This window comes from Longimicrobium sp., assembly GCA_036377595.1.
GTDB lineage: Bacteria > Gemmatimonadota > Gemmatimonadetes > Longimicrobiales > Longimicrobiaceae > Longimicrobium.
The window spans coordinates 1-12,393 of sequence record DASUYB010000100.1 but is presented as its reverse complement, the minus strand read 5'-3'; the positions used below and the strand labels follow the sequence as shown (position 1 = coordinate 12,393).

The following is a 12,393-nucleotide window of genomic DNA, read 5'->3' as shown; positions in this document are numbered from 1 at the left end:
CAGACGATCTCGATCTCGTGTGCTCAACTTTAGCATCTCCTCGCTCCGTGGCAGGTGTCGCCGCCAGTGTGGGCGAACCTGCCCCGAAGGAGGACATTTCTATTTCAACCAACCCGGACATTTCTACTTCAACGCTACACGTCTCCGCGTGAGCCTTCTTCCTCTGGGGATTCTCGCGCCCCATCCTCGTCCCGCTCCTCTTCCGCCTCATCAGCGCGCGATGATGCGGAAGTGAGCACCGCAGACAGACTTCCACCTGTCCGATTCGCACACACTTGACAGGTAGTGGTTGGCAGTGTGATCTTCGGTTCATCAAATGCTCCGCTGCCAAGGAGGCCACATGAACTCCCGATACCGGCGCACACCCCCACTTTATCTGGAGGGGTCGAGGGAAGTGATCGAGGAAATGTCACGTCCTCCGGAGGATACGCCTGCGCGCCGCCACATCATGGACCTGGCGCGGAGGATGAGCGAGCGACGGAAGCAACTCGCGATCGAGGAAGGGACGCAATGGGACTGAGACGCACCCCCCCGCTTTCGCTCGAGGGATCGCGCGAGGTGAAGGAAGAGATGTCGCGCCCACCCGAGGACACGCCGGAACGGCGGCGTACGATGGAGCGCGTGCGCGCGATGGAAGAACGGCTGAAACAACTCGCCTTGAACGAGACTGCCACGGTCAAAAAGTAGATCGCGACCGACGCGATCAGCCGGGCGGGTCCGATGAAGCGGGCCCGCCCGATTTTTCATATCACCCTCGGCCAAAGGAATCCACATGTCGGTGCGCCGAGAGATTTCACCGGAGGACATCTTTATCCAACGGCTCGACGGTCCTCCAGAGCAGGGCTTTGACTGCGGCACGACGGAACAGAATTCATACCTTTACGATCATGCGTGGGCGGATCAGGAGGAATCGGTTTCTGTCACGTACTTACACTACGTTCACGGAATCCTTGCTGGGTATTCAACGATCTCCATGGATGGGGTGCAGCTTTCCTTTCGTGAGCGAGGGATTCGAATTCGCTACGAAACCGTCGGTGCGGTGAAGCTCGCGCAACTCGGTGTTGATCGAGCATTCCAGGGCTGCGGCTTGGGATCGTTGCTGGTTGACTTCGTCGTTGCTCAAGCGCGGGTCGTCTCCACCATCGTGGCGTGTCGATACGTATCCGTCGACGCTCGACCAGGCTTGGAAGCGTGGTACGAGCGCTATGGTTTCCGACGAAACAAGCTGATGCAGGAGCGGATGCGCCGGTTCGCGCTGGAGAAGAATCGCGATCCGGACCGGTTGGCGACGAGCATGCGCATCGATATTCGCTCGATCAACTAACGCCTGATCTGCGTCGCCTCCTTCAGCTCGCGGAAGAGGCGGGCGAAGTCGGCGGGGCGGTAGTTGGCGTTCAGGCCGCTGGGGTTGGGGAGGATCCACACGCCCGCGCCGCCGACCGTTTCCTCCTGCCACCCCATCACCGCTTTCGGGCGGGCGAAGCCGGTGCGGTACGCGCCGAGGCCCAGCACCGCCAGCCACCGCGGCCGGAATCGCTCCACCCGCGCCTCCAGCAGCCGCGCGCCCTCGGCCAGCTCGGCGGGCGTCAGCTCCGCCGCGGCGGCGGTCGCGCGCGCGACGACGTTGGTGATGCCGCAGCCGTAGCGCAGCAGCTCCCGCTCCTCCCATGGGGACAGGACGCGCGGCGTGAAGCCCCCCTCGTGCAGCGCCTTCCAGAAGCGGTTTCCCGGACGCGCGAAGTGGTGGCCCACCGCGGCGGTGTACAGCCCCGGATTGATCCCGCAGAAGAGCACGTCCAGCCCCGGCGCGATCACGTCGGGGAGCGTCTTTCCCTCCGCCGCGCGGATCTCGTCCGGCGTGGGGCCGCGCGGCTTCTCCGTCACTGCGAGCGGCGGTGCGACGACCAGTGGATGGCGGCGATGCGCCACCCGGCGGGCGTGCGCACCAGCACCATCAGCTCGGCGCCGGCGCTGTTCACCTCGCGGCCGCGGAACTGGCCCTGCGTGGTGCTCATCGCCGTGGCCCAGGCCACGTCGCCGCGGACGCGGACGCGCACGGGGCCGCGTTCCGACCGCACCGCGCGCGCGAACTCGATGTCCGCAGCCAGGTGGTGCGCCCGGTACTCCGCGCGCGTCTCGCGATCGCCGCTCTCCAGCACCTCCACGTCGGGCGTCAGCAGCGCGAGCGCGGCCGCGCTGTCGCCCGCGGCGAGCGCGGCGTGGAAGCGGCCGACGGTGCCCGCGACTGCGGCGGAGTCGGCGCGGGCGCGCGCGGGCTGCGCGGCGGCGAGCGTCGGGATAGAGGCGAGGGCGGCGGCGACGAGGGCAGCGCGGATCGTGTTCATGCGTTCTCTGGATGGAGGGTGGGTGGGCGCTCCGGGCGAATCTGGCGCGGCGCCGGGGAGACGGCAACGCGCCGGGCGTTTCGCCGGGGGTGGCGATGCGCTACACTTGGGCACCCACCGAACTCACAACTCCGGATCGTGATCCCCATGCCCCGACGTTTCCGCCGCGGCGCCGCGCCGCTGCTCGTCCTGCTCGCGGCCGCATCGTCCGCCCGCGCGCAGCAGCCGCTGGACGTGCGCTACCGCGAGCCCGCCAACCGCCTGATCCAGGCCGCGCTCGCCGACACCGTGGGCTGGAGCCGCCTGGCCACGCTGGTCGACCGCTTCGGCCCGCGGCTGAGCGGCTCGGCCAGCCTGGAGGCGGCGATCGACTGGGCGATGGAGGAGATGCGGCGCGACGGGCTGCAGAACGTGCGCGGCGAGCCGGTGATGGTGCCGCACTGGGTGCGCGGCGAGGAGAGCGCCGAACTGCTCGCGCCGAGGCAGGTCCCGCTGCACATGATCGGGCTGGGCGGCAGCGTGGGCACGCCGCCGGGCGGCATCACCGCGGACGTGATCGTCGTCTCGAGCGAGCAGGAGCTAGCCGCGCGCGGCGCGGAGGCGCGCGGGAAGATCGTCCTCTTCGACATCCCCTTCACCACCTACGGCGAGACGGTGCGCTGGCGCAGCCTGGGCGCCATCGCCGCGGCGCGGGCGGGCGCTGCGGCGTCGCTCATCCGCTCCGTCTCCTCCTTCTCCATGCAGAACCCGCACACCGGCTCGATGCGCTACTTTGACACCACGGTGGCGCGCATACCCGCCGCGGCGGTCAGCACGGAGGACGCGATGATGCTGCACCGCATGCAGAGCCGCGGCGAGCGCATCCGCGTGCGGCTGGTGATGAGCGCGCGCACGCTGCCGGACGTGCAGTCGCGCAACGTGGTGGCGGAGATCGTGGGGCGCGAACGGCCGGACGAGGTCGTCGTCGTCAGCGGCCACCTGGACTCGTGGGACGTGGGGACGGGGGCGATGGACGACGGCGGCGGGGTGGTGGCCGCGTGGGAGGCCGTGCGGCTGATGAAAGCGCTCGGGCTGCGGCCGCGGCGGACGGTGCGCGTGGTAGCGTGGACCAACGAGGAGAACGGCGTGCGCGGCGGCGCCGGCTACCGCGACGCGCACCGGGCGCAGATGGACCGGCACATGCTGGCCATCGAGAGCGACAACGGCGTCTTCCGCCCGAACGGCTTCCGCTTCCAGGGCCCGGACTCGGCGCTGGCGCTGATGCGGCAGGTGGCGCGCCTGCTGGAGCCGGTCGGCGCCACGCGGATGGAGAAGGGCGACGGCGAGGCCGACGTGGGGCCGATGATCGCGCTGGGGGTGCCCGGGCTGGCGCTGGACGTGGACGGCACGAAGTACTTCTGGTACCACCACAGCAGCGCCGACACCATCGACAAGCTCGATCCCAACGAGATGGCGCGCTGCATCGCCGCGATGGCGGTGGCGGCCTACGTCGTGGCGGACATGCCGGAGACGCTGCCGCGCGAAGTCCCAGCGGCAGGTCGCTAGCAAACGATCTTTGGTCTCACGCAGAGGGCGCAGAGGTCGCAGAAGAATCTTCTCCGCGGCCTCTGCGCCCTCTGCGTGAGACTTTCTGTTTCTTTCAGGCGATGGGGATGACGGCCGTCGCCTCGATCTCGACCTTGGCGCGCTCCTCGACGAGGCCGGCGACGATGACGGCGCTCATCGCGGGGAAGTGGCGGCCGAACACCTCGCGGTAGGCGGCGCCGAGCTCGCGCGCGGAGTCCAGGTACTCGCGGCGGTCGGTGACGTACCACGTCATCCGCGTCACGTGGCGCGGCTCCGCGCCCGCCTCGGCGAGAACCCGGGCGACGTTCCGCAGCGCCTGCGCCGCCTGCGCGGCGAACTCGTCCGTCTCGAACTCCCCCGTCGCGGGATTCCATCCCACCTGTCCGGCGATGAAGACGAGCCGCCCCTCCGCCGCGACGCCGTTCGCGTACCCGCGCGCGGGCGCCCATCCGGCCGGGTGCAGGATCTCCGGCAAGCCGCCACTCATACCGCCCGCCGATCTGTGCTGGGCGCGCCGCAGTCGGCCGCCGCGTCGTGAAGTCCGCGAAGGCGGACTGCGTGTGGTTGTAGCCGCGAGTTCACTCGCATCGTCGCGAAATCCCGATCAGACAACTGGCTCACGTCGCGGCCGTGCCTTCCTGCTGGCGCAGGCGGAAGCGCTGCAGCTTCCCCGTCTGCGTGCGCGGGAGCGAAGCGACGAACTCGATGCGGCGCGGATATTTGTACGGTGCGATCTTCTGCTTCGCCCAGTCCTGCAGCGTCTTCACCAATCCGTCATCTCCCGTCCATCCCTCGCGCAGCACGACGAACGCCTTCACCACGTTGCCGCGCTCGGGGTCGGGCGCGGCGACGACCGCGCATTCGAGGACGGCGGGGTGCTCCAGCAGGCAGTTCTCCACCTCGGGCCCGGCGATGTTGTAGCCGGCGGAGATGATCATGTCGTCGTTGCGCGCCTGGTACCAGAAGTAGCCCTCCGCGTCCACCACGTAGGTGTCGCCGGTGACGTTCCAGCCGTCCTGCACGTACGCGCGCTGCCGCTCCGGATCGGCCAGGTACCGGCATCCCGTCGGCCCCACCACCTGCAGCCGCCCGGAGTGGCCGGTGGGGACCTCGCGCCCGGCGTCGTCCACCACGCGCGCGCGGTAGCCGGGGACCGCACGGCCGGTGGAGCCGGGGCGGATGTCGTTGCCGGAGGAGGAGATGAAGATGTGCAGCATCTCCGTGCTGCCGATCCCGTCGATGATCCCGATGCCGGTGGCCTGGCGCCACGCCTCGAAGGTGGCGGCGGGAAGCGGCTCGCCCGCGGAGACGCACTTCCGCAGCGAGCGGAGATCGTAGTCCTTCGCCAACCCCGCCATCGCCCTGTACGCCGTCGGCGCGGTGAAGCAGACGGTGGCGCCGAAGTCCTGGATCCCCTGCAGCAGGTGCGGCGGGCTGGCCTGCTCCAGCATCACCGTGGCCGCGCCGACGCGCATGGGGAACATCACGTAGCCGCCGAGCCCGAAGGTGAACGCCAGCGGCGGCGAGCCGCAGAAGACGTCATCGGCGTCCGGCCGAAGGACGTGCGCGGAGAAGGTGTCGGCGCTGGCCAGCAGGTCGCGGTGGACGTGCATCGTCCCCTTCGGCTGCCCCGTGGTGCCGGAGGTGAAGGCGATGAGAGCGACGTCCTCGGCCGATGTCGGCACGTTCGCGAAATCGGCGGACGCGAGTTCCATCCGCCGCTCCAGCGAATCCGCCGCGCCGGAGCCGAAGACGAGCGTGGTTTCGAGAGATGGGGATTCGGCCGCGGCGGCGTCCATCTCCTCCGTCAGCCGCGCGTCGCACAGCGCGAACCGCACCTGCGCCTTGGCGATGATGGCCGTCAGCTCGCGCGCGCGCAGCAGCGGCATCGTCGCGACCACGATCCCGCCCGCCTTCAGCACGCCGAACCACGCGGCGAAGGTGAGCGGCGAGTTGTAGCCGCGCAGCAGCACGCGGTTGCCGGGGACGAGCCCGGCGCCCTGCAGCACGCCGGCGATGCGGTTGGCGCGCTCGGTGAGCTCCGCGTACGTCCAGCGCACGCCGGGCGCGAGCAGCGCGGGGCGGTCGGCGTGGCCGGCGGCGCACATCGCGTCGAGGAACTCCTCCGCGGCGTTGATCCGCGCGCGGCCGGCCAGGTGCGGCACGCCGGACAGGTCCAGCACGGGCCACTGGTCCGGCGGCGGCAGGTGGTCGCGCGCGAAGGTGTCCTCGTGCGCGGTGGGCGCGGCGACGGGCGCGGGCTCCGCTGCGAGCATGGGCTCGGGCTCCTGCGGCGGTGGGTGGTGGGTCACGACGGACCGCGTCGGGTGGATGGAGATGGGCCGCAAGGGGCAGGCCGGATGCACGCCTGCGCCGCCGCAGGCCCTCTCCCTGGCGCTTCGCGCCTGTCCCTCCCCCAAAACCGACTGGGGGAGGGATGGGCTCGCTTCGCTCGTGACGCGCGGGGGCGAGGTTACGGAGCGCTGCGGCGGTGATCAGCGCTCGGTAGCGCGCACCTGGGCGGCGATCACCAGCTTCTGGACCTCGCTGGTGCCTTCGTAGATGCGGAGCGCGCGCACGTCGCGGTACAGCGTCTCGACGACGGAATCGCGCACCACGCCGCGCGCGCCGAGGAGCTGGACGGCGCGGTCGACCACGCGCTGGGCGGCCTCGGTGGCGTGGAGCTTGGCCATCGCCGCCTCGCGGGTGACGCGCGCGGCGCTGGCGTCGCGCGTCCACGCGGCGCGGTACACGAGGAGCGCGCTGGTGTCCACGTCCACGGCCATCTCCGCGATCGCCGCGCGCGTGAGCTGGTGCTCGGCCAGGGGGATGCCGAACACGCGGCGCCCGGCCGTCCACGCGACGGCCTCGTCCAGCGCGCGCCGCGCGAACCCCAGCGCCGCCGCGCCGACGGTGGAGCGGAAGACGTCGAGCGTGCCCAGCGCCACCTTCATTCCCCCGCCCGCCTCGCCCAGCAGCGCGTCCGCGCCGACGCGGCATCCGTCGAACTCCAGCGTCCCCAGCGGGTGCGGCGCGGTGACGTCGATGCGCTCGGCCACGCGAAGCCCGGGGTTGTCCGCGTCCACCACCAGCGCGGCGAATCCCCGCTCGCCGGCCTCGGGATAGCGCACGAACACGACGTAGCGGTCCGCGATCCCCGCGTTGGAGATCCACGTCTTGGCGCCGTCGATGACGAAGCCGTCACCATCTTGCCGCGCCGTCGTCGTCATCGCCCCGACGTCGGAGCCGGCTTCGCTCTCGGAGATGGCGAACGCGGCGATTGCATCTCCCGACGCGACGGAGGGGAGCCAGCGCCGCTTCTGATCATCCGACCCGAACAGGGAGATGGCCCCCGAGCCAAGGCCCTGCATGGCGAACGCGAAGTCCGCCAGCCCGGAGTGGTACGCCAGCGTCTCGCGCGCGATGCAGAGGGAGCGCACGTCGAGCCGCTCCAGCGCGCCGCCGTACGGCGCGGGCACGGCCCAGCGCAGCCATCCCCCGTCCGCGAGCCGGCGCACGAGCGCGCGGCAGGCGTCGTCCACGCCGCCGTCGGCCGGATGCGCAGGCAGCGCCACCTCGCGCGCCGCCCACTCCGCCAGCCGCGCCGCCATCTCGCGGTGCGCGTCGTCGAAGAAAGGCCAGCGGAGGAAGGTGCGGTCAGGCATTCAGCGCGAGGACGAAAAGATGGGGGAGGTGGTTGGTGATCGAGACGATGCGAGTGAACTCGCGGCTACAACGACACGCAGTCCGCCTTCGCGGACTCCATCGGCGTGGTGAGCACCATCCGTCGCGATCCGCACGAATGGTCGTGCGGCTACCTCTCCCGGTACGGGAGAGGTGGCGAGCCTAAGCGAGCCGGAGAGGGCGCGATCTCGCGGCGCACTCAGCACTCAGCACTTCAATTCCCCTGGAACACCGGCTTTTCCTTCGCCGCGAAGGCGCGGAACGCACGCGCGAAGTCCTCGGTCTGCATGCAGATGGCCTGGGCCTGGGCCTCGGCCTCGATGGCCTCGTCCACGCCCATCGCCCACTCCTGGTGCAGGCAGCGCTTCGTCATCCCGTGCGCGAAGGTGGGGCCGGCGCAGAGGTCGCGCGCGAGCGCCATCGCCTCGTCCTGCAATGCGTCGGGCTCGATCAGGCGGTTGTAGAAGCCCCAGCGCTCGGCCTCCTCGCCGCCCATCGAGCGGCCCGTGTACAGCAGCTCGCTGGCGCGCCCCTGCCCAACGATGCGCGGCAGCATGGCGCACGCGCCCATGTCGGCGCCGGAGAGGCCGACCTTCGTGAACAGGAACGCCACCTTGCTGCGCGCCGTGCCCAGCCGCAGGTCGCTCGACATCGCCAGGATGGCGCCGGCGCCCACGCACACGCCGTCGATCGCGGCGATGACGGGTTGCGGGCAGCCGCGGATGGCCTTCACCAGGTCGCCGGTCATGCGTGTGAAGGCCAGGAGGTCGTCCATCCGCCCCTCCTCCTTCATCTTCACTAGCGGCCCGATGATCTCGTGCACGTCGCCGCCCGAGCAGAAGTTGCCGCCCTCTCCGGTGATGACCACCACCTTCACGTCGGTGGCGAAGGAGAGCTGGCGGAAGGTGTCGCGCAGCTCGGCGTAGCTCTCGAAGGTGAGCGGGTTTTTGCGCTCCGGCCGGCTGAGCGTGACCACGGCCACCGGCCCCTCCACGCGCCAGTGGAAGGAGGTGGGATGGAGATCGGCGGCGAGCAGCTTCGTCGTCATGCGGTTGAGATCAGGGTGATTCGGGAGATTCGTCCGCGCCCGGTGGATTGGGCTGGGCGAATGAATTCGCGGCAACAACAGCACAAAGTCCCTGCGAGACTGCGGGTCCGGCATCCAGTGTCCTGGCCGACGAACGCGCGGCCGCTCTTCGACGATTCACACCGGAACTCGGCTGACGTCATCCTGAGGCCGGCCAGACCGTAATCAGCGTCCGCGCAACAGCTTGCAGGCCGAAGGATCTATCGCCGCGTCCGCACGCGATCCGCGTCGGACGCACCAGCACTTCCTTCCGATTTTGTTCCATCTACATCACCTCGCCGCCGGCGACGGCGATGGACTGCCCGGTGACCGCCGCCGCCTCGGGCGAGCAGAGCCAGGCGACGGTGGCGGCGACCTCCTCCGGCGCGATCAGGCGGCCGAGCGGGTTCACGCGCACGATCATCGCCCGCGCTTCGTCCTGCGTCTTCCCGAGCGCCGACGCGATGCCGTCCACCGCGCGCTGCGCCATCTCCGTGTCGGTGTAGCCGGGGCAGACGGCGTTCACGGTGATGCCGGACTTCGCTGTCTCCAGCGCCAAGGCGCGGGTGAGGCCGACGACGCCGTGCTTGGCCGCGCAGTACGCCGCCGTCTTCGGATATCCGCGCAGCCCCGCCGTCGACGCGATGTTCACGATGCGGCCGGACTTCGCGGCGAGCATGGCCGGGAGCGCCTGGCGGGTACAGAGATACGTGCCGGTCAGGTTCACCGCCAGCATGCGCTCCCACAGCTCGCGCGACGTCTCGGCAAACGGCGCGCTCTCCGCCTGCCCCGCGTTGTTCACCAGCACGTGCGCGTCGCCGAAGCGCTCGCGGCTGGCGGCGAAGGCGCGCTCCACAGCCGCCTCGTCGGCCACGTCGCACGCGAACGCGGCGGCGTCGCAGCCGCGCTCGCGCAGGGCGGCCGCCTGCGCTTCCAGCCGCGCCACGTCGCGCCCCAGCAGCGCCAGCGACGCGCCGAGCGTCGCCAGCGCCTCCGCGACGGCGCCGCCGATCCCGTGCCCGCCGCCGGTGACGACGGCGTGGTGCCCGGCGAGGTATCTCGATTCGGTCAGAGCTGCCTCACGTACTCTGCACAGATGCGCTCGGCGATATTCGTCCGGGCGGGTAAACCCGCGGCTAGAAAAATGGGAAGCCTGCTGCGCAGGCTGCGATTGAAAGATGGTCGCGTCTCGCCGCCATCCTCGCACCGAAAAGCCTGCGCAGTTTGCAGGCTTCCCAATGTTCCAGCCGCGGGTTTACCCGCCTGTGAACCGCCGCCCGTCTCCGGAGCAGTCTGCGCGCTCAAATCCCACCCCCCGCCAGCTCCGCCGCCTGCGCGGCCTTGCGGGCGAGGGTGCGCTCGAGCTGCTGTTTGCCGGTGAGGTACTGCGGCGGCCACCACTGCTCCGTCCATCCCTGCTCGGCGGCGGCGTGCAGCGTCCACGCGGCGTCGGCCAGGTGCGGGCGGGCCAGCGCGCACAGGTCCGCGCGGCCGGCGGCCACGATCGCGTTCACCTGGTCGAACTCGGTGATGTTGCCCACCGCGATGGTCGGCACCCCCACCTCGTTGCGGATGCGGTCGCTGAACGGCGTCTGGTACGCGCGCCCGTACACCGGCTTCGCGTCGGGACTCGTCTGGCCGGTGGAGACGTGGATGGCGTCCGCGCCGGCCTCGGCGAACGCGCGCGCGATCTCCACCGACTCCCCCCCATCGATCCCCCCCTCCACCCAGTCCGTCGCGGAGATGCGCACGGAGATCGGCCGCTCCTCCGGCCACACCGCCCGCATCGCGCGGAAGACCTCGAGCGGGAAGCGGAGCCGGTTCTCCAGCGAGCCGCCGTACTCGTCCGTCCGCCGATTGGCCAGCGGGGTGATGAAGGAGGAGAGGAGATACCCGTGCGCGCAGTGCAGCTCCAGCATGTCGAAGCCGCACGCCCCGCCCATCTCCGCCGCCCGCACGAACTCGGCGATGATGCGCTCCATGTCGGCGCGCGTCATCTCGCGCGGCATCGCCCAGCCGTCGCCGTGGGGAAGCGGCGACGGGCCCATCACCTCCCAGTTGTTCTCCGGCAGCGGCACGTCGCCCCCCTCCCACGGGCAGCAGACGGAGCCCTTGCGCCCCGAGTGGCCCAGCTGCAGGCAGATCTTCGCGGGCGTCCAGCGGTGCACGAACTCGACGACTCGTCGCCACGCATCCACGTGCTCCGGCGCCCACATCCCCGTGCAGCCGGGGGTGATGCGGCCATCGGGCGACACGCACACCATCTCCGTGAACACCAGCCCCGCCCCGCCCAGCGCCCGCGCGCCGAGGTGGACAAGGTGGAAGTCGTTCGGCGTGCCGTCCACGGCGCTGTACATGTCCATCGGGCTCACCACCACGCGGTTGGCGAGCTCCAACCCCCGTAGCCGGAAGGGGGTGAACATCGGCGGCCGCGCGTCTCCCTCGACGCCCGAGCGCGCGGCGAACCAGCGCTCCACGCCGGAGAGGTACGCGTCGTCGCGCAGGCGCAGGTTCTCGTGGCTCACGCGCTGGCTGCGGGTGAGCAGCGAGTAGGCGAACTGCTCGGGCTCGAGGAGCACGTAGCGGCGGACGTTCTCGAACCACTCCATGCTGTTGCGCGCGGCGTTCTGCAGCCGCACCGCGTCGAGCTTCCGCTCCGCCTCGTACGCGTCCAGCGCCTCGCCGATACAGGCGCGCGCGTTCAGCTCGCGGGCCAGGACGATGGCGTCCTCCATCGCCAGCTTGGTCCCCGAGCCGATGGAGAAGTGCGCCGTGTGCGCCGCGTCGCCCACCAACACGACGTGCGGCGCGCGGCCCGTCTCGTCCGGCGGGAGGCGGAAGTGCCAGCGCTCGTTCACCACCCGCGTGAAGGTGAGCCAGGGTGACGCGAGATGGGCGGCGTTGCTCATCAGCGGGTGCCCGTCCAGCCACGGCGCGAACATCCGCTCGCAGAACGCGATCGTCTCCGCGTGCCCCATGCGGTCGCACCCCGCGGCGCGCCAGCTGGCCTCGTCGCACTCCACGATGAACGCCGACTGCCGCTCGTCGAAGCGGTAGGCGTGCACCTGGAACACGCCCCACTCGTTCTGGACGACGATGAAGGTGAAGGCGTCGAACCGCTTCGTCGTCCCCAGCCACACGAAGCGCGCGGTGCGCACGTCCAGGTCGGGCCGGAAGTGCCCCGCGTACGTGCGCCGGGTGACGCTGTTCACGCCGTCCGCCGCGACGACGAGGTCCGCATCTCCCAACCCCATCTCCATCAAAGAGTTGGGAGACGGGATCTCGGTGGCGAAGCGGAGGTCGACGCCGAGCCCGGCGGCGCGTTCCTGCAGGATGTGGAGAAGCTGCTTGCGGGCGATGCCGCTGAAGCCGTGGCCGCCGGAGGTGATCGTCCGCCCCTTGAAGTGGACGTCGATGTCGTCCCAGTGGGCGAAGCTCTCGGTGATGCGGCGGTAGCTCTCCTCGTCGGCCGCGCGCAGGTTGCCCAGCGTCTGGTCGGAGAAGACCACGCCCCAGCCGAAGGTGTCGTCGGGGCGGTTGCGCTCCAGCACGGTGAACTGGTGGCGCGGGTCCGCCTTCTTCATCAGCAGCGCGAAGTACAGCCCCGCCGGCCCGCCGCCGATGCACGCGATCTTCATCCAGCTCTCCTGGCGCCGTCCTGCGCGGCGTGCGTCGCCTCGCTCGAGCGCGCCGTAACTTTAGACCTATGAATTTTAAGTGTCAAGCATTGAC

The 12,393-nt window shown here is 70.5% G+C and carries 11 protein-coding genes; 3 read left to right on the top strand and 8 right to left on the bottom strand.

Going from position 1 to position 12,393, the window contains the following annotated elements; translation table 11 throughout:
• Positions 1–558 precede the first annotated feature (558 nt).
• Both VF092_16125 and VF092_16120 read left to right on the top strand, forming a co-directional pair.
• On the top strand, positions 559–687 hold the full coding sequence (locus VF092_16125; protein ID HEX6748826.1) for a hypothetical protein: 129 nt from the start codon (positions 559–561) through the stop codon (positions 685–687).
• An 85-nt stretch (positions 688–772) separates the two neighbouring features.
• Complete coding sequence (locus tag VF092_16120) at positions 773–1,324, top strand: GNAT family N-acetyltransferase (protein ID HEX6748825.1); 552 nt, start codon at positions 773–775, stop codon at positions 1,322–1,324.
• On the opposite strand, the gene mug is transcribed toward VF092_16120, so the two are convergent.
• Positions 1,321–1,884, bottom strand: a complete 564-nt coding sequence (mug, locus tag VF092_16115; GenBank protein ID HEX6748824.1) for a G/U mismatch-specific DNA glycosylase — start codon at positions 1,882–1,884, stop codon at positions 1,321–1,323. The genes VF092_16120 and mug overlap by 4 nt on opposite strands.
• Complete coding sequence (locus VF092_16110; protein HEX6748823.1) at positions 1,881–2,345, bottom strand: DUF4440 domain-containing protein; 465 nt, start codon at positions 2,343–2,345, stop codon at positions 1,881–1,883. The genes mug and VF092_16110 overlap by 4 nt, the downstream gene beginning before the upstream one ends.
• A 147-nt stretch (positions 2,346–2,492) precedes the next feature.
• On the opposite strand from VF092_16110, the gene VF092_16105 reads away from it, so the two are divergent.
• The gene (locus VF092_16105) at positions 2,493–3,890 is read left to right on the top strand and encodes a M20/M25/M40 family metallo-hydrolase (GenBank protein HEX6748822.1); all 1,398 of its coding nucleotides are present in this window, start codon (positions 2,493–2,495) and stop codon (positions 3,888–3,890) included.
• A gap of 94 nt (positions 3,891–3,984) precedes the next feature.
• Here VF092_16105 and VF092_16100 read toward each other — a convergent pair whose 3' ends face one another.
• From VF092_16100 to VF092_16075, 6 genes are all read right to left on the bottom strand, one after another.
• Positions 3,985–4,386, bottom strand: coding sequence for a RidA family protein (locus tag VF092_16100; protein HEX6748821.1), 402 nt, complete (start codon positions 4,384–4,386; stop codon positions 3,985–3,987).
• 142 nt (positions 4,387–4,528) lie between these two features.
• Positions 4,529–6,187, bottom strand: coding sequence for a benzoate-CoA ligase family protein (locus tag VF092_16095; GenBank protein ID HEX6748820.1), 1,659 nt, complete (start codon positions 6,185–6,187; stop codon positions 4,529–4,531).
• A 219-nt stretch (positions 6,188–6,406) separates the two neighbouring features.
• A complete protein-coding gene (locus tag VF092_16090; GenBank protein HEX6748819.1) occupies positions 6,407–7,576 on the bottom strand; it encodes an acyl-CoA dehydrogenase family protein in 1,170 nt (389 codons plus the stop codon).
• Positions 7,577–7,809: 233 nt separating this feature from the next.
• A complete protein-coding gene (locus tag VF092_16085) occupies positions 7,810–8,643 on the bottom strand; it encodes an enoyl-CoA hydratase family protein (GenBank protein HEX6748818.1) in 834 nt (277 codons plus the stop codon).
• Positions 8,644–8,947: 304 nt separating this feature from the next.
• Positions 8,948–9,868 (bottom strand): SDR family NAD(P)-dependent oxidoreductase, encoded by a 921-nt coding sequence (locus tag VF092_16080; GenBank protein ID HEX6748817.1) that lies wholly within the window; start codon positions 9,866–9,868, stop codon positions 8,948–8,950.
• Positions 9,869–9,962: 94 nt separating this feature from the next.
• Positions 9,963–12,299: a bifunctional salicylyl-CoA 5-hydroxylase/oxidoreductase gene (locus VF092_16075; protein ID HEX6748816.1), complete on the bottom strand. Its 2,337-nt coding sequence runs from the start codon at positions 12,297–12,299 to the stop codon at positions 9,963–9,965.
• Positions 12,300–12,393: the final 94 nt, after the last annotated feature.

What these genes read in the sequence shown, in the direction of transcription:
- VF092_16120 (HEX6748825.1), top strand. Translation starts at nt 773, where the DNA reads ATGTCGGTGCGCCGAGAGATTTCACCGGAGGACATCTTTATCCAACGG.
- VF092_16110 (HEX6748823.1), bottom strand. Translation starts at nt 2,345, where the DNA reads ATGAACACGATCCGCGCTGCCCTCGTCGCCGCCGCCCTCGCCTCTATC.
- VF092_16105 (HEX6748822.1), top strand. Translation starts at nt 2,493, where the DNA reads ATGCCCCGACGTTTCCGCCGCGGCGCCGCGCCGCTGCTCGTCCTGCTC.
- VF092_16095 (HEX6748820.1), bottom strand. Translation starts at nt 6,187, where the DNA reads ATGCTCGCAGCGGAGCCCGCGCCCGTCGCCGCGCCCACCGCGCACGAG.
- VF092_16090 (HEX6748819.1), bottom strand. Translation starts at nt 7,576, where the DNA reads ATGCCTGACCGCACCTTCCTCCGCTGGCCTTTCTTCGACGACGCGCAC.
- VF092_16085 (HEX6748818.1), bottom strand. Translation starts at nt 8,643, where the DNA reads ATGACGACGAAGCTGCTCGCCGCCGATCTCCATCCCACCTCCTTCCAC.
- VF092_16075 (HEX6748816.1), bottom strand. Translation starts at nt 12,299, where the DNA reads ATGAAGATCGCGTGCATCGGCGGCGGGCCGGCGGGGCTGTACTTCGCG.